We start from the raw sequence: 24,022 nt of genomic DNA, 5'->3' as shown, positions 1-24,022 counted from the left end.
TGTTTTATAATGGATTAAAAAGTTAATAAATCAGAATAATTGGCTGCAGCAATCAAAGAGGAATGCTAAATTGGCGAAATGCTAAAGATAAAGATGCGGGTGCGTATGCACCCGCAGAAGGAGAGGCTAGATTTTGCTGGCGTCAGATATCCCACCGCCAATAACTTTATATAATGTAATCATATTGTTAGCTTGCGTCTGTTGTACAGTAATCAAGCTGGCTTGTGCTGAATACAAAGTGCGCTGTGCATCCAGCATATTCAAATAAGTATCTATTCCTTGTTTATAGCGTTTCTGCGCCAATTCAAAACTTTCCTGTGCTGCAGCCACATAAGCCTGCTGAGCCATCAACTGCTCCTGAATGGTGGCTTTACGTGCCAGAGCATCAGCAACTTCCTTAAAAGCAGTCTGAATGGCTTTCTCATAGGCAGCGATATAACCGTTTTTCTGTGCTTGTGAATAATCCAGTGCTGCCTGATTCGCTCCACCATCAAATAGCGGTAAGGTAATAGCCGGTGCTAGTGACCAAATCCCGGCCCCCTCACTGAGCAATGTTGCCAGTGCCGAACTGCCCACGCCGCCACTGGCAGTCAAGGTTACACTGGGGAAAAATGCCGCCCGGGCCGCTCCAATATTGGCATTGGCCGATTTCAATTTATGCTCGGCTGCCAAGACATCAGGTCGATTCAACAACACATCAGAGGAAAGCCCAACAGGTACAGCTTTGATAACTTGCGGCAGAGTAGCTGCCGCCACTGGCAGTAAACTCGCAGGTACTGGCTGCCCCACCAGCAAATCCAACGCATTTTTATCCTGCGCGACTGTCGTTTTGTACTGCGCAACATCAGCCCGTGCTGATTGATACAAAGTTTCCATCGCGGCCACATCAATACGTGACGCTACGCCATTTCTCTGCCGCAGTTGCGCTAACTTCAGCGACTGTTCCGCACTGTTTAGCGTCTCTTCGGCCAGCAATAATTGATTCTGGTCAGCCGCTAAGGTCACCCAGGCGGTTGCCGTATCAGCAATCAAGGTAATACGCGTGGTTTTCGCGGCCTCTTCTGTTGCCAGATAGGTTTCAAACTCAGCACGAGACAAACTGCGTTTTTTACCGAATAAATCCAGTTCAAAGGCACTGACACTGATCTCAGCACCATAACTCTGACTGATCGCCGTATTGTTGTTGCCGTCGGATGTATTGGATAATGAGCGCCCGCGGCTGCCCTCTACTCCGGCATTGACCGTTGGTATCTGGGAGGCCCGTTGTACACCATATTGCGCACGAGCAGCTTCAATATCAGCAATAGCCTGACGCAAATCGCGGTTACTCCCTAATGCCAGGGTAATAACCTGGCGCAACTTAGGTTCAGTCACGGTTTCCTGCCACGGAATATCAGCCGCCGTGCTGCTACTGGCGGCTGAATAAGGTAGCGTTGCCGGAACCGGTGCTGCCGGACGTTGATAATCGGGATCGAGAGAAATACATCCTGCCAGAAGCGCGGGTAACAATAATGTCAGTATGCGACTGAACATTTTAGACTCCTTTATGTTCAGTGGTTTTTTTTGACTTGCCGCTGAACACGCGACGAATCAATACAAAGAATAGAGGAACGAAAAAGACGGCCAGCGCGGTCGCCGTTAAGGTGCCGCCAATAATGCCGCTACCGATTGAAATACGGCTGTTAGCTCCGGCACCGGTAGAAATTGCCAGAGGCATAACCCCTGCAACAAATGCCAGTGAAGTCATCAGGATAGGGCGTAAACGTGTCGCTGCGCCCTGCAAAGCCGCCGCCACCAAGGGTTCGCCACGCAAATAGGCAGCCTCGGCAAATTCAACAATCAAAATGGCGTTTTTTGATGCCAGCCCAAGAGTCGTCAGCAAGGCCACCTGGAAGTAGATATCATTCTCCAGACCACGCAATGTCGCTGCGGCGACAGCCCCAATTATCCCTAACGGGATAACCATCATGACCGAGAAAGGCACCGACCAACTCTCATACAAGGCCGCTAAACACAGGAATACCACCAAGATTGAAATGGCATACAGTGACAATGCTTGCCCACTGGCTAAACGTTCCTGATAAGACAATCCGCTCCACGAATAACTGGTTCCGGGTAATTCAGCTGCTAACTTCTCCATGCGATCCATTGCTGTACCTGAGCTACTGCCGGAAGCTGCCTGCCCCTGAATTTCATAAGACGCCTGCCCGTTATAGCGCGAAAGAGTTTCCGGGCCATAGATCCAACGTGTGGTCGCAAAAGCAGAAAATGATGTCATGGCATCGCTGCTGCCACGCACGAACCATTGGTTGATATCCTCTGGTTTAGAACGGGAATCTACATCACCCTGCATATACACTTTTTTCACCCGCCCACGATCAATAAAATCATTGATATAGGTTCCCCCCCAAGCTGCACTCAGTGTGGCGTTCACATCACTTATTGATAAACCTAATGCTGCGGCTTTATCGTTATCAATATCCACCTGTAGTTGCGGCATTTGTTGTAAGGTGTTGGCGCGAACGGAGGTCAAAATAGGATCTTTACTGGCGTTGCCAATCAGTTGATCGCGCAAAGTGAGTAACTGCTCACGGCTGGTATCGCCAGCGGCCTGTAGCTCAAAAGTAAAGCCATTCGACTGACCCAATCCATCGACTGCCGGTGGTGTCATACTGAAAATTTGGGCGTCACGAATAACCGATAATGCCTTCATCGCGCGGTCAGCAATGGCTGTTGCGGTGTTTTCACTGCTCGGCCGTTCACTCCAGTTTTTCAATGCAATAAACGCCATACCGGCATTTTGCCCACTGCCACTGAACCCAAAACCAGAGATAGTGAAGACCGCTTTGGTATTATCCTTTTCCTGTGTCAGGAAATAGTTTTCTACCGCCTTACTGACTTCCATAGTGCGCCCACTGGTTGCTCCGGCAGGCAAGGTATATTGCACCATGACATCACCTTGATCTTCAGTGGGTAAAAAGCCAGTCGGCAAGCGAATAAACAGTATGCCCATCACCACAATCAGCACGGCGTAAATCAGTAAATAGCGTAAAGATCGATGGATAACATTCCCGACCATGCTTTCATAACGCGTCTGCATCCGGTCATAACGACGATTGAACCAGCCGAAGAACCCCGTGTTTGATGGCGGCTTATGATTGGGTTTAAGGAATGCGGCGCACAGTGCTGGTGTGAGGGTCAATGCCACCAGTACCGACAATGCCATCGCTGATACAATCGTGATGGAAAACTGGCGATAAATCACCCCGGTCGCACCACCAAAGAAAGCCATCGGCAAGAATACCGCCGAGAGCACCAGTGCAATCCCAATCAATGCGCTGGAGATTTCACTCATTGATTTCTCAGTGGCTTCACGAGGTGGGAGATTATCTTCCCGCATTACCCGCTCGACGTTTTCCACCACCACAATGGCATCGTCCACCAACAAACCGATAGACAGCACCATGCCAAAAAGTGTCAACGTATTGATTGAGTAGCCAAATATAGCCAATACGCCAAATGTTCCCAGCAATACGACGGGCACCGCAATTGCGGGTATTAAGGTAGCGCGGATATTTTGCAGGAAAACGTACATCACGATAACCACCAGCAAGATGGCTTCGATCAGCGTTTTAACCACTTCCTCGACCGACACTTTAATAAAATCAGTGCTGTCTTTGGGATAGGCAATTTTGTAGCCATCAGGTAGGTTCAACTCGAATTCGGCAGCTTTAGCCTTGACTCTCTCGGCAGTCGCCAAAGCATTGGCACCTGGCGCTAACATCACCGCGATCCCTGCGGCCGGATGGCCATTTAGACGAGTGGTCACGCTGTAGTCTTCATTACCCAGCTCAACACGGGCCACATCACTCAACCGTACCACCGCGCCGGTGCTGTCACTTTTAACAATAATATTGTTAAATTGCTCCGGTGTTTTCAGGCGAGATTGCGCCATGACCGTCGCAGTCAATTGCTGTTCTTTGCCACTCGGTAATGCTCCGATTTTACCGGCAGAAACCTGTGTGTTCTGTGCTTCAATGGCAGTTTGAATATCACTGGGCATCAGGCTGTAAGCCGCCAATTTGGTTGGATTTAACCAAATCCGCATCGCATATTGCGAACCAAACACTTGCACACTACCCACCCCTTCGAGACGAGCCAATGGATCTTGCAAGTTGCTGACCATATAGTCGGCAATATCTGTCCCGGTGTGTTTGTCTTTTTCATCATATAGCGACATGATCAACAAGAAGTTAGTCTGCGACTTGGTCACCGTGACCCCTTGCGACTGCACCTCGGTTGGCAAGCGAGTTAGCGCCTGCTGCACTTTATTTTGTACCTGCACCTGTGCAGTATCAGCATTGGTTCCCTGTTTAAAGGTCGCGACAATATTGGCCTTGCCATCAGAGCTACTGGAGGAAGAGAAATAGAGCAAACCATCCAACCCCGTCAGTTCTTGCTCAATCACCTGTGTCACACTGTTTTCGAGTGTTTCAGCCGAAGCTCCGGTGTAAGTGGCTTTAATAGAAACGGATGGCGGTGCCACATCGGGATATTGGGCTATCGGCAAGGTTTGCATCGCCACCGCCCCGCCCAACATGATAACAATGGCAATGACCCAGGCAAAAACCGGACGATGGATAAAGAAACGAGCAAACATCGATTATTTCTCCCCGGTTGATGACGTGGCAGATTCAGCCACAACAGGCAGCCTGGTGCTCACCTCTACCGGTTTGACTTCATCACCGACACTGACTTTTTCCGTTCCCTCAACAATCAGGCGATCACCCGCAACCAACCCGCTGTTAATCAGCCAGTAGTTATCAATGGCACGCTCGGTGACCACTTCACGCCGCTCAACTTGCTGCTGTTGATTGACGACCAATGCCGTAGCGTGGCCTTTCGCATCATGAGTGATACCTTGCTGAGGTGCTAAAATCGCAGCGTTATTCACACTGTTACGCACCGAAGCGCGCACAAACATACCCGGTAATAATTGATGTTCTGGGTTAGGAAATTCAGCCCGCAGAGTCACCGCGCCAGTCGCTTCATCCACAGCCACTTCGGCCAGTTGCAGTGAACCCTCGTGAGCATAAACTGAGCCATCTTCCAACGTCAGCTGAACCGGGGCATTCACCACGGTTTCATTACCGGCCTGCTGCTGTTTGCGTAAAGCAAGTAATTGCGCACTGGATTGGGTTAAATCGACATAAATGGGGTCGAGGTTACGGATGGTTGCTAATGCTGTGGTTTGATTAGCCGTTACCAGCGCCCCGGGCGTCACAGAGGAGATACCGATACGACCTGAAATGGGTGCCCGCACTTGGGTATAGGCCAAATTGATACGTGCGGCTTCCAGCGCGGCTGTTTTTTCAGCCACATTGGCCAATGCTTGTTGATAGCTGGTTTGGGCATCATCGGCATCTTGCTGTGATACACCATTCTCTTTAGCTAATGCGGCATAACGCTGGGCTTTCAGCCTGGCGGATTTTACGCTGACCTGAACATTTTGCAGCGCGGCTTTTGCGGTGTCATAAGCCGCCTGATAACTGGCTGGATCTATTTGATACAACACTTGGCCAGCACTGACCTCAGCCCCTTCAGTGAATAAGCGTTTCTTGATGATCCCATCGACTTGCGGCCTGACTTCAGACGTCATCACCGCAACCGTTCGGCCCGATAAATCGCTGCTCAATGTCACTGGTTCGGTTTTTAAGGTCACCACCCCCACCTCTTTGAGTGAGGGCGTAGCTGAAGGTGAAGAGCCTTGATCGCAAGCGGCTAGCGTGAACACCAAACACGCCAAAATAATCTTACTGCGCATAATTTTGTACCGTACATTGTGATGAGAATAATCATTCGCAATTGTACGGACATCGACTGTTTGATTTTTTCAGTGTTATGTAAGGATTGCGAAAAAAAATATTTCAGCCCAACGAAATTCGCAAAAAATAGCTATAAATCAATCTGAATTTCGTTTACGTCGCAAAAGTGCTCGCAACCCAGCGCGGTGATAAACCTGCGCCACTAACAACAGGGTAAATGACATTTTCTTCCTCATAGGGTTACGAGTCCTTTAATCGCCGCATTTATTACCCCGTCAGCAACGGTTATTTAGATTATGCTGCTAAGGGTAATAACCTCGCATTTCTGTGAGCAAATTATTAATGCAGTTAGATCCTCAAAGTCATTGGTGGTGCAGCCAGCAAATGCATCCCGATGAGCTTACTCAAGTAAGTGATTCGGGTAAGTGCGCGCAGCTAACAACCCTGCAACGTCGAGGACGAAGAGGATTCATGCGTTCGCCCTTCAAGCGACTCGACATAAGGTTAAGATGGACGATTCTATGAATGATAACAATGTTGCTATAACAGATAAGCCGCAAATCCCGCTTTCTGTTCTCGATTTATCACCGATAGCTCAGGGCAGGACACCGCGAGATGCATTTCACGCCTCGCTGGACTTGGCTCAACATGCTGAAAAATGGGGATATCACCGCTACTGGTTGGCTGAACATCATAATATGACCGGTATTGCCAGTGCTGCGACCTCAGTGCTAATTGGCTATATTGCCAGTGGCACCAGCACCATCCGCGTCGGTTCAGGTGGTGTTATGCTGCCAAACCATTCGCCATTAGTGATAGCAGAGCAGTTTGGCACCCTCGCCTCGCTGTATCCTGATCGTATCGATCTTGGCCTTGGGCGAGCGCCCGGCACTGATCAGCGCACCATGATGGCACTACGTCGCCATCTCTCCGGTGAGGTAGATAACTTCCCGTCTGATGTGCGCGAACTGCAAAACTACTTTGCCGAGGTGCAACCTGGGCAGGCGGTACAAGCTGTCCCCGGTCAAGGTTTGCATGTCCCTCTGTGGCTGCTGGGTTCCAGTCTGTATAGCGCGCAGCTAGCCGCTGCCATGGGGCTACCTTTCGCTTTCGCCTCGCATTTTGCGCCAGACATGCTATTGCAGGCGCTCAAAGTGTATCGCGAAAACTTCAAACCCTCCGCTCAATGGCCGAAACCTTATGCGATTGTGTGTGTGAATGTCGTCGCCGCAGACAGCGAGCGTGATGCCCGTTTCTTGTTTACCTCGATGCAGCAGCAGTTTGTCAATTTGCGCCGTGGCACACCGGGGCAGCTTCCTCCGCCAGTCGAGGATATGGAGAGAATCTGCTCACCAGCCGAACAGTTTGGTGTTGATCAAGCGCTGCGTCTGTCCATTATTGGTGATAAGAGTAAAGTCCGACACGGGCTTCAGTCATTATTGCGGGAAACGCAAGCCGATGAATTAATGGTGAATGGCCAGATCTTTGATCACCAGGCACGATTATATTCATTTGAGATAATTGCCAGTTTGCAACAAGACTTACAACCTGGCGAGCGTCTCTAATCTATTTATATACAATAGATTAGAGATATAAAAACCAGCCCTAAAGGGCTGGTTTTATGTTTCAGGATAAAGTCATCAGAATTTAATGAGCTAACTATTCGACTCAATTAAAAAGCGTATTGAATTTATTAGAAAAAAATAGGTGATAATATAAAAACCACCAGACTCATAAAAATATATTTTTTAACTCAATAAACTCTACATTGATTTTCAATACCCTTTCCGCCTCCTCCACTTTATTAAGAATAATAAAATCGATGGCTGAAGTGAATCATAATAAAACCAATAACTCGCATGATGGTTTATGCCAGATGCTCGCTTGGGACAGCTAAGTGTATGTGATGACAATTCATCGCTTTCCCGTCGAAACATCAATTCCTTTCAGGGATCGACTCTTTGCCTATGCCGGGGTGTTAGTCAGACTCAACTTCTGCCTCAGCATCTTTTTTCGCAAAACTAGCGATATTCTGCGCCTTTATTGTTTCGCATTGGTCTACAGAAATAGTGCCTTTTGTTTTCCTATCTTGGTATTCTTTAAATGCTGGGTCCCAAATCCAATTATTTTTAAAATATTCTCCTTCGGCTAATTTTGCGCAAAGGTCTTCATTGTTTAGTGATGTTACAGGCGTTGAGCATGCAGTAAGAACAAAAGAAAAAAGAGGTATAACCATATAAGTTTTCATTTTTAGATCCTTATGATAAATAATTTTTTGTTTCAAAACAAATCTATCACAATGGTATGTAATCTTTCTTAATTTAAAAGAAAATATATGTAAACTAGCTATCAATTGTGAATTAATTATGATGCTAAATAATATGCAACTCAAATATCCGATTACAATAAAAAAATATAAGCTGAATTCTTTTTATTTCTATTTAAATTAAGAATTGAAAGCAATAGATTATTTCCCACCTCATTGGGCCAATCCCTCTCAAATATTTTTCCACCTGGCAAAACAAACTCGTTCGATACCTATAAAAAAACCAGCCCTGAGGCTGGTTTTTACGTTTAATCATCGAAGATGACTAAGGCTTATGCGTCACCGAAACGACGACGAGCGGGTGCGGCAGGCGCTGCGGCATCATCGCGACGTGGAGCAGCTGAACGCTGACCATCACGATTGCCACGACGCTGTTCACCAGCACCGGCTGGAGCACGGTCACTACCGAATGAACGGCGAGGAGGAGCACCAGCGGCACCGTCACGACGTTCGCCACCAAATGAACGGCCACCGCCACGACGCTCACCACCGTTACCGCCAGCTGGACGCTCACGGCGCTCATGCGGCTGTGCATCACCCAACAGCTGCATGTTCAGCGGCTTATTCAGGATACGAGTACGGGTGAAGTGAGACAACATTTCGCCCGGCATGCCTTTTGGCAATTCGATAGTTGAATGCGAAGCAAACAGCTTGATGTTACCGATATAACGGCTGCTGATATCACCTTCGTTAGCAATAGCGCCAACGATATGACGAACTTCAACACCATCATCGCGGCCAACTTCAATGCGGTACAGTTCCATCTCACCAACATCACGACGTTCGCGACGTGCTGGACGCTCACCACCATCACGGCTGTCAGAACGAGGTTCACGACGGCTGTCATTACGGTCACGGCCACGATCGCTACCACGGTCATCACGAGTATTGAATTCACGCTGTGGACGACGCGGCGCTTCTGGAGGCAAGATCAGAGGACGTTCGCCCTGTGCCATTTTCAGCAGTGCAGCAGCCAGAGTTTCAATATCAAACCCTTCTTCTGGTTGCAGCTTAGCCAGCAACGCACGGTACATGTCCAAATCACTGCTTTCCAATTGTTGGCTAACTTTAGCCGCAAATTTGGCTAAGCGACGTTCGCCCAACAATTCGGCGTTTGGCAATTGGACTGCCGGGATAGTCAGTTTCATAGTGCGTTCAATGTTCTGCAGCAGACGACGTTCACGTCTATCAACGAACAGTAATGCACGACCAGCACGGCCCGCACGGCCAGTACGACCAATACGGTGGACGTAAGACTCTGAATCCATAGGGATATCATAGTTTACAACCAAGCTGATACGATCAACGTCCAGACCACGTGCTGCAACATCAGTTGCAATCAAAATATCTAAACGACCATTTTTCAGGCGTTCCAGAGTCTGCTCACGCACGGCCTGGTTCATGTCACCATTCAATGCAGCACTGTTATAACCGCTACGTTCCAGGGCTTCTGCTACTTCCAGTGTGGCGTTTTTGGTACGAACGAAAATGATCGCAGCATCAAAATCTTCAGCTTCCAGGAAACGAACCAACGCATCGTTTTTACGAACACCGTCCACAACCCAATAGCTCTGACTGATATCAGGGCGGGTCGTCATACTAGACTGAATGCGAACTTCCTGTGGCTCTTTCATAAAGCGACGGGTAATACGACGAATCGCTTCTGGCATAGTCGCAGAGAACAGCGCGGTCTGATGTTCAGCCGGGATCTGCGCCAGAATATTTTCAACGTCTTCGATAAAGCCCATACGCAGCATTTCATCTGCTTCATCCAACACTAAACCGCTCAGGTTGGACAGGTTAAGAGTACCGCGTTTCAGATGGTCTAACAGACGACCTGGGGTACCAACAACAACTTGTGGCCCCTGGCGCAAAGCGCGTAATTGAACGTCATAGCGCTGGCCGCCATACAGAGCTACCACGTTAACGCCGTTCATATGTTTAGAGAAGCTAGATAATGCTTCAGCAACTTGAATAGCCAACTCACGAGTTGGAGCCAGTACTAACACTTGTGGTGCTTTCAGGCTTGGATCAATGTTGTGTAACAGCGGCAGACCAAATGCGGCTGTTTTGCCACTACCGGTTTGCGCCATGCCGAGAACATCACGGCCGTTCAACAGGTGTGGAATACATTCCAACTGGATAGGAGATGGTTTTTCATAACCAAGATCAGTCAGAGCAGAAAGAATTGGAGCGGACAGCCCCAGATCAGCAAAAGAGGTTTCAAGCTCAGTAGTCATGTACACGTGCCTCATTAATAATGGCAGCCAGTCTACATAACTCGTCGAGAAAATTTTCAGTCATTTTCATTGAAAAGTGTGAACCGGCTCAAATTAGATTATAAAACGAACAAAAATGCCATCACCTGTTAGGGTGATTAACGTTGGTAAAAACCAAGGTATATCAGGCTGATTGTTGCTCGTCAGCTATTGCTGGTCCGATTCCGATAGGTCGTCTTGTTCTTGGCCCAAAAGCGCCAATTCCAACAATGCATAGCGGTGCTCAACAAAGTTATGAACGTTGTTAGCTACCGTCAGTTTGAACAGCGCCGAAGCGGTGTCCTTGTCCCCCAGACTTAGGTAATGTTTACCTAAATAGAAGTCAGTTTCACTGAGATGCTCAGCGAGCGAAGTGTTATCCGTTGCATCTGCCTTGAGCCTTTCCATCAGCGTTTTTTCGCTGATCGTGCCCAGGTAGAATTCGACAATATTCCATCCCCATTGCCCTCTGTCCGATTTTTCATAGCGCTGTTGTAACGCTACTGCCGCTGTCTTGGGATCGATTTCTCTTTCCACCAGATACAGCCACAACGAACGGAAGGGATCATTTGGATCGTCTTGATAAAACGCCTGCAGATCATCCTGCGCCAACGGGAGTCGACCGCCATAATACAGAGCGATACCCCGGTTTAAACGCGCGTAATTGTAAGTTGGATCAAGCTCTAGTACAGAATCAAACGCTTCATAGGCAGCATCAAAATTGCCTGCCTGCGTTAAATAAATGCCCAGATAGTTAAAAACTTCTGGCATATCAGGACGAATAGCTAACGCTTGCGAAAAATCATTTCGCGCTAGTGCCCGTAGCCCAAGGCTATCATACAGCACTCCGCGCTCATATAAAAGCTGCGCGCGCTCATCATCCGTAAGTGCCCGACTTGCAAGGATTTGTTCCATGCGCGCCAGAATCACTTCCTGCTGCAACGTAGGTTGCAACGGGATTGCCAATACCTCGTCTTTACGCCAATCATGGTTGCTGCATCCTGCCAGCATGAGTGCTGTCACAACGTAACACCAGCGCAAGAAAGGCTTCATTTCCTACTCCCGAAGACAAACATTGGATAAATATCCTTTCATCCATTTGTTTAACACAAGAGCATCCTGCCCTCGAGATAACACAGCTCCTCACTCATGAGTAAGGAGCTGTGGAATACTAATTACTCTGCTGCTTCTGGTGCCGGTGCTTCTGCATCAGGAGTAGTCGCTTCTTTCATACTCAGGCGGATACGACCCTGACGATCAACTTCGATAACTTTAACCGGTACTTCCTGACCCATCTGCAGGTAATCAGTCACTTTATCAACACGCTTGTCAGCGATTTGAGAAATATGTACCAAGCCTTCTTTACCACCGCCGATGGCAACAAATGCACCGAAATCAACGATACGAGTCACTTTACCCGCATAGATACGGTTCACTTCGATTTCAGCAGTAATCTCTTCGATACGACGGATAGCATGTTTCGCTTTGTCGCCGTCAGTTGCTGCAATCTTAATGGTGCCATCATCTTCGATTTCAATGGTGGTGCCAGTTTCATCAGTCAGCGCACGAATCACAGAACCGCCTTTACCGATCACATCCTTGATTTTCTCAGGATTGATTTTCATGGTGTAGATACGTGGAGCAAACTCAGAGATATCGCCACGCGGTGTGCTGATAGCCTGTTCCATAACCCCCAGAATGTGCAGACGCGCACCCTTAGCCTGGTTCAGAGCTACCTGCATGATTTCGCGGGTGATACCTTCAATTTTAATGTCCATTTGCAGTGCGGTGATACCGTCACGGCTACCGGCTACTTTAAAGTCCATGTCGCCCAAGTGATCTTCGTCACCCAGAATGTCAGACAGAACAACAAAGTTTTCATCTTCTTTAACCAGACCCATTGCGATACCAGCAACAGCGGCTTTAATCGGCACACCTGCGTCCATCAGGGCCAGAGAAGCACCACAAACAGAAGCCATTGAGGAAGAACCGTTAGACTCGGTGATTTCAGAAACCACACGTACAGTGTAAGGGAACTCGCTCGGGCTTGGCATCACTGCCAACACACCACGTTTCGCCAGACGACCATGGCCAATCTCACGACGTTTCGGTGAACCAACCATACCTGTTTCACCAACAGAATATGGAGGGAAATTATAGTGTAGCAGGAATGAGTCAGTACGCTCACCCATCAGCTCATCAATATTTTGTGCGTCACGTGCAGTACCCAGTGTTGCTGTAACCAGCGCCTGAGTTTCACCACGGGTGAACAACGCAGAACCGTGGGTACGCGGCAATACACCAGTACGCACATCCAGACCACGGATCATGTCTTTTTCGCGACCATCGATACGCGGTTCGCCACGCAATACACGGCTACGAACTACGTCTTTCTCAACGCTACCCAGGATATCCTGAATTTCAGCAGCATCTAATGTATCGTCTTGCGCTAGCAGTGCTTCAGTCACATCAGCTTTGATAGCATCAACTTGAGTATAACGCTCTTGTTTCTCGGTAATGCGATAAGCATCACCCAGACGTGCAGCAGCCAGCTCAGCAACGCGCGCATGCAGCGCTTCGTTTACTGGCTCAGCATGCCAATCCCACTTCGGTTTGCCCGCTTCAGCAACCAGAGCGTTGATATTTTCAATCACAACTTGCTGTTGTTCGTGGCCGAAGACAACCGCGCCCAACATTTGATCTTCAGACAAGATGTCTGCTTCTGATTCAACCATCAATACTGCACCCGCAGTACCGGCAACAACCAAGTCCAGACGGCTTTCTTTCAGCTCATCGGTGGTTGGGTTCAGCACATACTGGTCGTTGATAAAACCAACACGAGCAGCACCGATTGGGCCGTTGAATGGAATACCTGACAGGCTCAGCGCAGCTGATGCGCCAATCAGTGCCACGATGTCTGGGTTAATTTGTGGGTTAACAGAAACAACAGTCGCAATAACCTGAACTTCATTCAGGAAGCTGTCTGGGAACAGTGGGCGAATCGGGCGGTCAATCAGACGTGAAGTCAGTGTTTCGCCTTCACTTGGGCGGCCTTCACGACGGAAGAAGCTGCCTGGGATACGACCAGCAGCGTAGGTACGCTCCTGATAGTTAACAGTCAGAGGGAAGAAGCTCTGGCCTGGTTTAGCTTTCTTTTGGCCAACAACAGTAACGAATACTGCGGTGTCATCCATGCTGACCATAACGGCAGCAGTCGCCTGGCGAGCCATCATGCCAGTTTCAATAGTAACGGTATGTTGGCCGTACTGGAATTTACGAATAATCGGAGTCAGCAAAATAGTATCCTTATACTATGCGGTGCCGGATCGTATTGACGATCTCATCCACCTGTTACTCATACCTTCACACTGCATCCTCGCGACTAATGACAATCCTTAACTCTCATGAGTTAAAGTCTCTCATTAGCCGCGCGAACCTCTGCACCGGAAGATCCTATGTTTTAAAAATATAGAACAACAACAATATACTAACGTATTTTATCATTGCTTCTTAGAAAAAAGGGGCCAATTTGGCCCCTTTCTCCCGAAACTCGCAGACTTAGCGACGCAGACCCAGACGCTCGATCAGGGAAACGTAACTCGCTACATCTTTACGCTTCAGGTAGTCCAGCAGCTTACGACGCGTGGATACCATACGCAGCAGACCACGACGACTGTGGTGATCTTTTTTGTGCTCGGAGAAGTGACCTTGCAAATGGTTAATTTGAGCAGTCAACAGAGCAACCTGAACTTCGCTTGAACCGGTGTCATTAGCATCGCGACCGAAGTCAGCAACAATTTTAGCTTTCGCTTCAACACTTAGAGACATGATACAACTCCAAATATATAGATAAATTAAGACAGGCGCCGATCTCTAATTCAGCAACCCAATATGTAAGCCGCACTATTCTACTCTTTGAACTGCGGGATCGCAAGGAAGGCCTTCTGTACCCGTCATACTTCAAGCTGCATGCGCGTTGGCTACTCTCTTTCACCCGAATCATTGACTGATGTCAACTCATCGGGACTCTCTCGCTTGCCGCCTTCCTGCAACCCGAATTATATAGGGTATGGCCTACGGTGTGTTTCCTGCCGCTACACCTGCTACAACAGGGTTTGCACCATCCACATGTTCTACAACCAAGCGTTTCGGAGCCACACGACCATCTTCAGCAATCGTGCCGATACCAATGAAATTGCGCTCTTCACCTTCAGTGATACGAACCATCCCTTCACCAGGAGCTCCCGCTACATGTACTGGTTGCCCTTGTTTCACATAGGCCGCAACAGCAGGTAACAGATTGACTTCAGGGAAGTTTAATACCGCACTATCCATCGGTAATAGCAACGCATCCAGTTCAGCGTTTGGCGACCGCTCTTCTGCTTGCGCTGTTTCAACGATTGCCGTCAACTGTTCCAATGTCACCATGCGGTCACTTGGATAAGTCGCAACTTGCAACCGACGCAGATAACTCACATGTGCGCCGCAACCCAGTAATTCACCTAAATCATCAATAATGGTACGAATATAGGTGCCTTTGGAACAGTGGATTTCCAGTTCCAGATCATTACCTTCCCAGCGGATAAACAGCAGTTCGTACACAGTAATACTGCGCGCTTCACGCTCTACTTCAATCCCCTGGCGGGCATATTCATACAGCGGTTTGCCTTGATGCTTCAGCGCAGAATACATGGATGGCACCTGCTGGCTGCTACCACGGAAACTGTCCAACGCGGCATCCATCTGTGCCTGCGTGACATTAACTTCACGCTCACTGATTAATGCGCCTTCGGCATCAGAGGTATCTGTGCGTTGACCTAAACGAGCAACCACTCGATAGCGCTTATCTGAATCGAGCAAAAATTGGGAAAACTTGGTCGCTTCACCCAAACAGATAGGTAACATACCGGTCGCCAATGGATCGAGTGCACCGGTATGGCCTGCGCGGTTTGCGCTAAAGAGACGTTTTACTTTCTGCAAAACATCATTAGAGGAGAGGCCCAGCGGCTTATCCAATAACAGAACGCCGTTAATGTCACGGCCGCGACGACGTGGACGACCCATTACTTCTCCTCGTCGCTTCCTGGATTAACCTGACGTTCTACATCATTTTTGATGACATTAGTCACCAGGTTAGACATCCGCATCCCTTCAATCAGAGAGTTGTCATAAGCGAAGGTCAGTTCTGGCACGATACGCAAACGCATCGCTTTACCCAGCAGAGTGCGGATATAACCGGAAGCATCTTGCAGCGCTTTAATGCCATTCTTTACTGTATCCGGATCAGCATTGTCAGTTAACACATTCAGGAAGGTCACAAAGACTTTAGCGTAAGCCAAATCACGAGACAGTTCGATGCCTGACACAGTTGCCATGCCAACACGAGGGTCTTTGATTTCGCGCTGTAAGATGAGTGCGATCTCTTTCTGCATTTCCTGTGAAACACGCTGAGAACGGCTGAATTCTTTTGCCATTTGGGATTCTCCAGACAATTTGGGGGGCCAAGGCCCCCCAAATGGATATAAGCAAATCAGAGGTGGTTAAGCGATGGTACGTTTAATTTCGATAATTTCGAAGACTTCGATCACATCGCCAGTACGGACGTCGTTGTAGTTCTTAACGCCGATACCACATTCCATACCATTACGGACTTCGTTAACGTCATCTTTGAAGCGGCGCAGAGATTCCAGCTCGCCTTCATAGATAACCACGTTGTCGCGCAGAACGCGGATTGGATTATTACGCTTAATCACACCTTCAGTAACCATACAACCAGCAATCGCGCCAAATTTCGGTGATTTAAATACGTCACGAACTTCAGCCAAGCCGATAATCTGCTGTTTGTACTCAGGTGCCAACATACCACTCATTGCCTGCTTAACTTCGTCAATCAGGCTATAAATAACTGAGTAGTAACGCAGATCCAGGCCTTCGGTTTCAACAACACGGCGCGCTGAAGCATCAGCACGAACGTTGAAGCCAAGGATGATTGCGCCAGAAGCGGCCGCCAATGTTGCATCAGTTTCGGTGATACCACCAACGCCTGAGCCAACAATGCGTACTTTCACTTCATCGGTAGACAGTTTTTCCAGTGAATCACAGATAGCTTCACAAGAACCCTGTACGTCAGATTTGATTACGATATTCAGTTCAGAAACTTCACCTTCGGTCATGTTAGCAAACATGTTTTCCAGTTTAGATTTCTGCTGACGAGCCAGCTTAACTTCACGGAATTTGCCCTGACGATACAGTGCAACTTCACGGGCTTTTTTCTCGTCACGAACAACAGTAACTTCGTCACCGGCAGCAGGAACACTGGACAGACCCAAGATCTCAACCGGGATCGACGGACCAGCAGACGTGATATCACGGCCTAGCTCGTCACGCATCGCACGCACACGGCCATACTCAAAGCCACACAGTACGATATCACCTTTGTTCAACGTACCTTGTTGAACCAGCACGGTAGCTACAGGGCCACGGCCTTTATCCAGGAAGGATTCGATAACAACACCGCTTGCCATGCCAGTACGAACTGCTTTCAGCTCCAATACTTCAGCTTGCAGTAGGATTGCGTTCAGCAATTCATCGATACCAATACCGGCTTTCGCAGATACGTTGATGAACTGAGACTCACCGCCCCACTCTTCTGGCTGGATGCCGTACTGAGACAGCTCGGTTTTAACGCGGTCTGGATCAGCTTCTGGTTTATCGATTTTGTTCACTGCAACCACAACCGGCACGTTCGCCGCTTTGGCATGCTGAATAGCTTCGATTGTCTGCGGCATCACGCCATCGTCGGCTGCAACAACCAACACCACGATATCAGTCGCTTGAGCACCACGGGCACGCATTGAAGTAAATGCGGCGTGTCCTGGAGTATCCAGGAAGGTGATCATACCGTTTTCAGTTTCAACGTGATAAGCACCGATGTGCTGAGTAATACCGCCAGCTTCACCTGATGCCACTTTCGTGGAGCGGATGTAATCCAGCAGAGAAGTTTTACCGTGGTCAACGTGGCCCATGATGGTCACAACCGGAGCGCGGTGCTCGGCTGCGGCTTCAGCGCCAGTATCACGGTCGCTCATCAGCGCTTCTTCCAGCTCGTTTTCACGACGCAGGATAACTTTGTGGCCCATCTCTTCAGCAACCAGCTGTGCTGTTTCCTGATCGATAACCTGGTTGATCGTTGCCATTGCACCCAGTTTCATCATAGCTTTGATGACCTGAGAGCCTTTAACTGCCATTTTGTTGGCCAGTTCAGCAACAGTCACCGTTTCACCGATCACTACATCACGGTTAACAGCGACAACAGGCTTATTGAAGCTCTGTTGCAATGTGCTTGGTTTACGTTTGCCTTTACGGCCAACAGCACGTGCCTCTTCGCGATCAGCTTTAGACTCAGAGAGTTTATTGCCTTTCTTCTGTTTAGTCGCTTTCCCACCACGAGTGCGGCTGCGGCGATCACCTTCAACTTTGGCGTCGTTTTCGTCTTCCGCGGCGCGCGCATGTTGTGAGGTAGTTACATGATAATCGGCAGATTCAGTCTGTTCAGTTACTGGCTCTGGCCATTTACCTTCATTTTCGGCTGCCATTTTACGGGCTTCCTCAGCAACGCGTTTCGCGTCTTCCTCGACCTTACGGCGTGTTTCTTCTTCTACTGAGCGTTTCAGCTCGGCAGCTTCAGCTTCACGGCGTGCTTTATCAGTCTGAGCTGGCTTGGTTTTTTCGTCGGTTTGTTGATTCGTCACTTTTTCTTTTTCCGCTGCTTGGCGCTTAGCTTTTTCAGCGGCCTCACGTTTGGCTTGTTCTTCGGCCGCTCGTTTAGCTTTTTCTTCAGCGATTTTCTGCGCTGCTGCTTCCGCTTCACGTTGTGCCTGCTCTTCCGCTTCACGCTGTGCCTGCTCTTCCGCTTTCGCTTGTTCAGCTTCCGGCGTATTTACATAAGTGCGTTTCTTGCGGACCTCGATTTGCACCGATTTACTTTTTCCGCCGGTGCTCGGAATATTCAAGGTGCTACGCGTTTTGCGTTGCAGCGTGAGTTTATTAGGCGCACTACCGTGTTCACGGTTTAAGTGTGCCAGCAATGTTTCTTTTTCTTGCTGGGTAACTGAGTCTACTTCAGACTTCTTGATCCCTGCATCAGCAAATTGCTGTACCAGGCGATCAACTGGAGTCTGAATCTCATCTGCCAGCGATTTTACGGTTACATCTGTCATGCTGTTCCTTCCTGCTACAGTTTATTACGCGTTATCGCCAAACCAACAGATATTACGTGCGGCCATAATCAGCTCGCCGGCTTGCTCATCGCTAAGCCCTTCAATATCTGCCAGATCGTCGATACCCTGCTCGGCAAGATCTTCCAGCGTACACACACCGCGCGCAGCCAATTTAAATGCCATGCTACGTTCCAGACCGGCCAGATTCAGCAGGTCATCAGCGGGTTTTTGGTCGCCAAGACTTTCTTCTTGTGCCAGGGCCAGCGTGGTCAATGCAGCTTTGGCGCGGTCACGCAGCGCTTCAACCGTATCTTCGTCAAGACCATCGATTTCCAGAAGTTCTTTCATTGGCACGTAAGCCAATTCTTCCAGAGAAGAGAAACCTTCCTCTACCAAAACGGTGGCAAAGTCCTCATCGATATCAAGATATTTGGTGAAGGTATCAATAGCGGCATGAGCCTCGGCCTGATGCTTCGCCTGAAGATCGTCCGCCGTCATTACGTTCAGTTCCCAGCCACTCAGCTGTGCGGCTAAACGTACGTTCTGGCCATTACGGCCAATTGCCTGCGCCAGGTTACTGGCTTCAACGGCAACATCCATCGTGTGCTTGTCTTCATCAACCACAATTGACGCAACATCAGCTGGCGCCATGGCATTAATAACAAACTGGGCTGGATTATCATCCCACAATACAATATCAATGCGCTCGCCGCCAAGCTCGCTGGAAACAGCTTGAACACGGGCACCACGCATACCAACACAAGCACCGACCGGATCGATACGTTTGTCGTTGGTTTTGACCGCAATTTTAGCACGCGAACCAGGATCACGGGCCGCAGCTTTAATTTCGATCAATTCTTCGCCAATTTCTGGCACTTCAATGCGGAACAATTCGATCAGCATTTCAGGACGTGAACGGCTGACAAACAGCTGAGCACCGCGAGCTTCTGGACGAACATCGTACAAAACACCACGGATACGGTCGCCTGGGCGGAAGTTTTCACGCGGTAACATGTCTTCACGATTAATAACCGCTTCGGCATTATTACCCAGATCCAGTGCAATACTGTCACGGTTAACTTTCTTAACCGTACCGGTCACAATCTCACCTAAATACTGGCGGAATTGTTCAACAACCATAGCACGTTCAGCTTCACGTACTTTTTGTACGATAACTTGCTTGGCGGTTTGGGTTGTAATGCGGTCAAAAGTGACAGATTCAATCTGATCTTCAACATAGTCGCCCAACTGGAGCGAAGGATCTTCGTATTGAGCGGCTTCTAACGTAATTTCGCGGGTTGGCATCGTGACTTCGTCAACGGCAACCCAACGACGGAAGGTGTCGAAATCACCGGTTTTACGGTCAATGCTGACGCGAACTTCAATTTCTTGTTCGTATTTTTTCTTGGTCGCTGTCGCTAAAGCGGTTTCCAACGCCTCAAAAATCTTCTCGCGCGGAAGGGATTTCTCATTGGAAACTGCTTCTACAACAGCCAGAATCTCTTTGTTCATCCTAGTTGCCTCATCCAAACTTTAAAAGTGGGGTACCAGGTTCGCTTTCTGGATGTTGCTCAGCGCGAACACTTCATCTTTTCCATCCACAGTAACCGTGATCATTTCACCATCAACGGCTTTGATAATGCCCTGCCATTTACGGCGGTTCTGCATTGCCATACGCAAAACCAGAGTGACTTCTTCACCAAGGTAACGAGTATAGTGTTCAGCAGTGAACATTGGGCGATCAAGGCCCGGAGAGGAAACCTCTAAGTTGTAAGCTACCGTAATGGGGTCTTCTACGTCCAATACAGCGCTGACCTGGTGGCTGACATCAGCACAAGCATCAACAGTGATTCCGTCGTCACTATCAATATAGATTCGTAGCGTCGATTGGCGCCCCCGGATGAACTCAATGCCGACTAATTCATAGCCTAAAGCCTCAACCGGTGCTGAAATTATCTCTGTTAACTTTTGTTCTAATGTGGACAAGCCCACCCCCAAGACATAAAAAAAGGGCCTAATAGCCCAGTGATTCTGCTGTCAAATAACAAAAAACCCCGAAATTCGGGGCTTTATGCAACTGGACCCTGTTTGCCGCAAAGCGGCTTCGGTACAACTTTCTGACAAGTATTTTTTTCAAATTGAAATCGAAAGTATCTGAGGTCTACCGAATACAACATTTGAAAAAAAACACTTTAGGAAAGTGGTTGCGGGGGCCGGATTTGAACCGACGACCTTCGGGTTATGAGCCCGACGAGCTACCAGGCTGCTCCACCCCGCGTCCGAAAACGTGGCAAATATTACGTTGATAACGACAAAAAAGCAAGTTATCTGTCTGATTTGGTACCGAGGACGGGACTTGAACCCGTAAGCCCAATCGGGCACTACCACCTCAAGGTAGCGTGTCTACCAATTCCACCACCCCGGCACTGATTTAACTGGTTGTTTTTACTGTTTAAGTCTTCACAACCATTTTAAAACTTTCTTTCTCATTCTTACTACTGACTACTTTTGAAACATTACTGCGGGATATCACTACTCGGCTTAGTCGGCGCTACTGGTGCTGCAGTCTGCTCAGCTTTTGCTGGTTGACCCAGATTTTCCCACTCGCTACCTTTATTGCCCTGGTTGGTGCTCATATTGCCCAAAATCAAGCTAATGACGAAAAACAACGTCGCCAATACAGCCGTCATGCGGGTCATAAAGTTACCGGAACCATTCGAACCGAACAGAGTTGCAGAAGCACCTGCTCCGAATGAGGCTCCCATATCCGCGCCTTTGCCTTGCTGTAACATGATCAGAGCAACCAGCCCAATCGAAATCAGCAAGAAAATAACCAGAAGAGCTTCGTACATAGTTGTACCTGTATCCTTGCGGGTTCACCGCATGCTAAATGCTTCTCACCCATCAAGCGGGGACTTATTCACCCACTTAAGCGGGTGTGAATACTAACCAAAGCGTCTAATACACGCAAGGGCAATTTCATTACATGGGTTCATTTGCAGAAAAAAACGCCAAGTTATTCAACTTCAGTGTAATTTACAGGGGGAGTGTGAGCCCTCCCCCGTCAAAAAGTTATTAACCTGCTGCTTTTACCGCATCAGCAATCCGATTAGCCATTTCTGCAATTACTGATTCTGCGTCATCGCCCTCAACCATTACCCGGATTAATGGCTCAGTACCTGATTTACGTAACAGGACACGACCTCGATCACCCAGTTCTTTTTCAACCTGGCGGGTAACTTCTTCGACTTTCTCTGATTTCAGCGGATTATGATCACCGGAGAAACGCACATTCACCAGGATTTGTGGTAACAATTTCATACCACTGCACAAATCATGTAAGGTCATATGGTTACGCACCATTGCTGTCAGCACTTGCAGGCCAGCGACGATACCATCACCGGTGGTGGTTTTATCCAATAGGATCACATGACCGGAGTTCTCAGCCCCAATACGCCAGCCTTTTTCCTGCATAGCTTCCAACACGTAGCGGTCGCCTACTTTGGCGCGAACAAATGGGATACCCAGCTCTTTCAAGGCTAATTGCAGCCCCATATTACTCATCAAAGTGCCGACAGCACCGCCTTTCAGTTGACCCTGACGCAAACCTTCACGGGCAATAATGTAGAGGATTTGGTCACCATCAACCTTGTTACCTAAATGATCGACCATCATCAGCCGGTCACCATCACCATCAAAGGCCAGGCCAACATCTGCCTTCTCTGCAAGAACACGCTCTTGCAGCAAACGAACATCTGTAGCACCGCATTTTTCGTTAATGTTCATACCATCTGGCTCACAGCCAATGGTAATCACGGTTGCCCCTAGCTCACGTAATACACTTGGCGCAATGTGATAAGTCGCTCCATTGGCACAATCGACCACAATTTTCAGCTCATTCAAACTGAGCTCGCTCGGGAATGTCCCTTTACAAAATTCAATATAGCGGCCCGCAGCATCCACAATACGGTTAGCTTTACCCAGTTCCGCAGACTCTACGCAAGTGAGTGGTTTTTCCATCTCGGCTTCAATGGCTTCCTCCACATCATCAGGCAATTTAGTGCCATCAATTGAGAAGAACTTGATACCATTGTCATAGAAAGGATTATGAGAGGCAGAAATAACGATACCGGCTTCTGCACGGAAAGTTCGCGTCAGGTAAGCGACCGCAGGGGTAGGCATAGGGCCGGTAAATGAGGCAGATAACCCAGCAGCAGCCAAGCCAGCTTCAAGTGCTGACTCCAACATGTAGCCAGAAATACGCGTATCTTTACCAATAATAATTTTACGAGAACCATGTCGAGCCAGAACCTTTCCGGCGGCCCAGCCGAGCTTTAATACAAAATCTGGCGTAATCGGACTGTCACCCACTTTGCCGCGAATGCCATCTGTACCAAAGTATTTACGGTCGCTCATAATTTTTGTTTATCCCTTCGCTGAAAGTGTTGCCTCGACGACTCGCATCGCCTCGACAGTTTCTTTGACATCATGCACCCTGACAATCTGTGCACCTTGCATGGCGGCAATAACAGCACAAGCCACACTACCGATAACTCGCTGTTGTGGTGGAACATTCAGTAGCTGACCGACCATTGATTTTCGCGACATTCCTACCAAAAGTGGCAACTCAAAATGATGAAGTTCGGCCAAGCGCGCCAGTAGTTGATAATTATGTGTCAGATTTTTACCGAAACCGAAGCCTGGGTCGAGTAACAATTTACTTTTTGCGATACCAGCCGCAATACAGCGATCAATATGGTGCTTAAAAAACTGATTTACATCGGCCATCAGATCATCGTAATGAGGGGACTGCTGCATACTCTGTGGCTGCCCTTGCATATGCATAAGACACACCGGTAACCCGGTTTTAGCCGCCGCCTCAAGCGCACCTGGCTCTTGTAATGAACGAATATCATTGATGAGATGAGCGCCAGCACGAGCTGACTCGGTGATTACTGCCGCTTTAGATGTATCGACAGATAACCAAACATCAAAACGTTTCGCCAGCGCTTCCACTACAGGAACCACCCGATCAAGTTCTTCTTGCTCACTGACCTCGGCAGCACCTGGACGGGTAGATTCTCCGCCAATATCAATCAACGTAGCACCAGCTGATAACATCAGTTCAGCATGTTGTAGCGCTTTATCAAGATTATTATGACACCCACCATCTGAAAATGAATCCGGTGTGACATTCAAGATACCCATTACTTGTGGGCGAGTGAGATCCAAAACCAGATCTCTGGCCGTTAAATGCATGTGTTTGCGCCTTAAAAGTGGCAGTTCACTTTGATTCTATATCGTAGAAAAAGAAAAACCCCGGGCAAGCCCGAGGTTTATATTAATCACAACGCTTTATACTCGGTATACTTCAAGCTGCATGTACGTTAGCTG

General features: G+C 48.5%; 18 protein-coding genes and 2 tRNA genes. 1 reads left to right on the top strand and 19 read right to left on the bottom strand.

Annotated elements, in window-relative coordinates; all coding sequences use genetic code 11:
* Positions 1–126 precede the first annotated feature (126 nt).
* From FTB31_RS00705 to FTB31_RS00695, 3 genes are read right to left on the bottom strand one after another with little or no spacing between them, the layout of a single operon-like run.
* A complete protein-coding gene (locus FTB31_RS00705; RefSeq protein ID WP_227730998.1) occupies positions 127–1,533 on the bottom strand; it encodes an efflux transporter outer membrane subunit in 1,407 nt (468 codons plus the stop codon).
* Between the two features lies 1 nt (position 1,534).
* Positions 1,535–4,660 carry an efflux RND transporter permease subunit gene (locus FTB31_RS00700; protein ID WP_077293415.1) on the bottom strand — a complete coding sequence of 1,042 codons (3,126 nt, stop codon included), beginning with the start codon at positions 4,658–4,660 and terminating at the stop codon, positions 1,535–1,537.
* A gap of 3 nt (positions 4,661–4,663) precedes the next feature.
* Positions 4,664–5,824 carry an efflux RND transporter periplasmic adaptor subunit gene (locus tag FTB31_RS00695; protein ID WP_077293417.1) on the bottom strand — a complete coding sequence of 387 codons (1,161 nt, stop codon included), beginning with the start codon at positions 5,822–5,824 and terminating at the stop codon, positions 4,664–4,666.
* A gap of 510 nt (positions 5,825–6,334) precedes the next feature.
* Here FTB31_RS00695 and FTB31_RS00690 point away from each other — a divergent pair.
* A complete protein-coding gene (locus tag FTB31_RS00690; protein WP_227730997.1) occupies positions 6,335–7,390 on the top strand; it encodes a luciferase-like monooxygenase in 1,056 nt (351 codons plus the stop codon).
* Positions 7,391–7,803: 413 nt separating this feature from the next.
* Here FTB31_RS00690 and FTB31_RS00685 read toward each other — a convergent pair whose 3' ends face one another.
* The 16 genes from FTB31_RS00685 to folP all read right to left on the bottom strand — a co-directional run bounded on the left by FTB31_RS00685 (position 7,804) and on the right by folP (position 23,887).
* Entirely contained in the window at positions 7,804–8,073 is a 270-nt protein-coding gene (locus tag FTB31_RS00685; RefSeq protein WP_050075684.1) for a hypothetical protein, read from the bottom strand.
* A gap of 350 nt (positions 8,074–8,423) precedes the next feature.
* The gene (locus FTB31_RS00680; protein WP_050075683.1) at positions 8,424–10,391 is read right to left on the bottom strand and encodes a DEAD/DEAH family ATP-dependent RNA helicase; all 1,968 of its coding nucleotides are present in this window, start codon (positions 10,389–10,391) and stop codon (positions 8,424–8,426) included.
* Positions 10,381–10,455 carry a protein YrbN gene (gene yrbN / locus FTB31_RS21545; protein WP_223499600.1) on the bottom strand — a complete coding sequence of 25 codons (75 nt, stop codon included), beginning with the start codon at positions 10,453–10,455 and terminating at the stop codon, positions 10,381–10,383. Before yrbN ends, FTB31_RS00680 begins: the two co-directional genes overlap by 11 nt.
* A gap of 122 nt (positions 10,456–10,577) precedes the next feature.
* On the bottom strand, positions 10,578–11,462 hold the full coding sequence (gene nlpI / locus FTB31_RS00670; protein ID WP_005156264.1) for a lipoprotein NlpI: 885 nt from the start codon (positions 11,460–11,462) through the stop codon (positions 10,578–10,580).
* Positions 11,463–11,584: 122 nt separating this feature from the next.
* The gene (gene pnp, locus FTB31_RS00665; protein WP_005156266.1) at positions 11,585–13,705 is read right to left on the bottom strand and encodes a polyribonucleotide nucleotidyltransferase; all 2,121 of its coding nucleotides are present in this window, start codon (positions 13,703–13,705) and stop codon (positions 11,585–11,587) included.
* A gap of 262 nt (positions 13,706–13,967) precedes the next feature.
* Positions 13,968–14,237, bottom strand: coding sequence for a 30S ribosomal protein S15 (rpsO, locus tag FTB31_RS00660; RefSeq protein WP_005156269.1), 270 nt, complete (start codon positions 14,235–14,237; stop codon positions 13,968–13,970).
* Positions 14,238–14,483: 246 nt separating this feature from the next.
* On the bottom strand, positions 14,484–15,473 hold the full coding sequence (truB, locus tag FTB31_RS00655) for a tRNA pseudouridine(55) synthase TruB (protein WP_005175391.1): 990 nt from the start codon (positions 15,471–15,473) through the stop codon (positions 14,484–14,486).
* A complete protein-coding gene (rbfA, locus tag FTB31_RS00650; protein ID WP_005175393.1) occupies positions 15,473–15,883 on the bottom strand; it encodes a 30S ribosome-binding factor RbfA in 411 nt (136 codons plus the stop codon). The genes truB and rbfA overlap by 1 nt, the downstream gene beginning before the upstream one ends.
* A 66-nt stretch (positions 15,884–15,949) precedes the next feature.
* A complete protein-coding gene (gene infB, locus FTB31_RS00645) occupies positions 15,950–18,628 on the bottom strand; it encodes a translation initiation factor IF-2 (RefSeq protein WP_050075681.1) in 2,679 nt (892 codons plus the stop codon).
* Positions 18,629–18,652: 24 nt separating this feature from the next.
* Complete coding sequence (gene nusA / locus FTB31_RS00640) at positions 18,653–20,140, bottom strand: transcription termination factor NusA (protein ID WP_005156278.1); 1,488 nt, start codon at positions 20,138–20,140, stop codon at positions 18,653–18,655.
* A 21-nt stretch (positions 20,141–20,161) separates the two neighbouring features.
* Positions 20,162–20,614 (bottom strand): ribosome maturation factor RimP, encoded by a 453-nt coding sequence (rimP, locus tag FTB31_RS00635; protein WP_002222054.1) that lies wholly within the window; start codon positions 20,612–20,614, stop codon positions 20,162–20,164.
* Between the two features lie 215 nt (positions 20,615–20,829).
* Positions 20,830–20,906: transfer RNA gene (locus FTB31_RS00630), tRNA-Met, on the bottom strand.
* A 60-nt stretch (positions 20,907–20,966) separates the two neighbouring features.
* Positions 20,967–21,053 (bottom strand) — tRNA-Leu (locus FTB31_RS00625).
* 91 nt (positions 21,054–21,144) lie between these two features.
* Complete coding sequence (gene secG / locus FTB31_RS00620; RefSeq protein ID WP_077174311.1) at positions 21,145–21,480, bottom strand: preprotein translocase subunit SecG; 336 nt, start codon at positions 21,478–21,480, stop codon at positions 21,145–21,147.
* A gap of 223 nt (positions 21,481–21,703) precedes the next feature.
* Positions 21,704–23,044 (bottom strand): phosphoglucosamine mutase, encoded by a 1,341-nt coding sequence (glmM, locus tag FTB31_RS00615; RefSeq protein WP_005156280.1) that lies wholly within the window; start codon positions 23,042–23,044, stop codon positions 21,704–21,706.
* 9 nt (positions 23,045–23,053) lie between these two features.
* Positions 23,054–23,887, bottom strand: a complete 834-nt coding sequence (folP, locus tag FTB31_RS00610; RefSeq protein WP_050075679.1) for a dihydropteroate synthase — start codon at positions 23,885–23,887, stop codon at positions 23,054–23,056.
* Positions 23,888–24,022: the final 135 nt, after the last annotated feature.

It is taken from the genome of Yersinia proxima, from assembly GCF_902170785.1.
Taxonomy (GTDB): domain Bacteria; phylum Pseudomonadota; class Gammaproteobacteria; order Enterobacterales; family Enterobacteriaceae; genus Yersinia; species Yersinia proxima.
The sequence above is the reverse complement of the archived record's forward strand: the minus strand, read 5'-3'. Positions and strand labels throughout refer to the sequence as shown.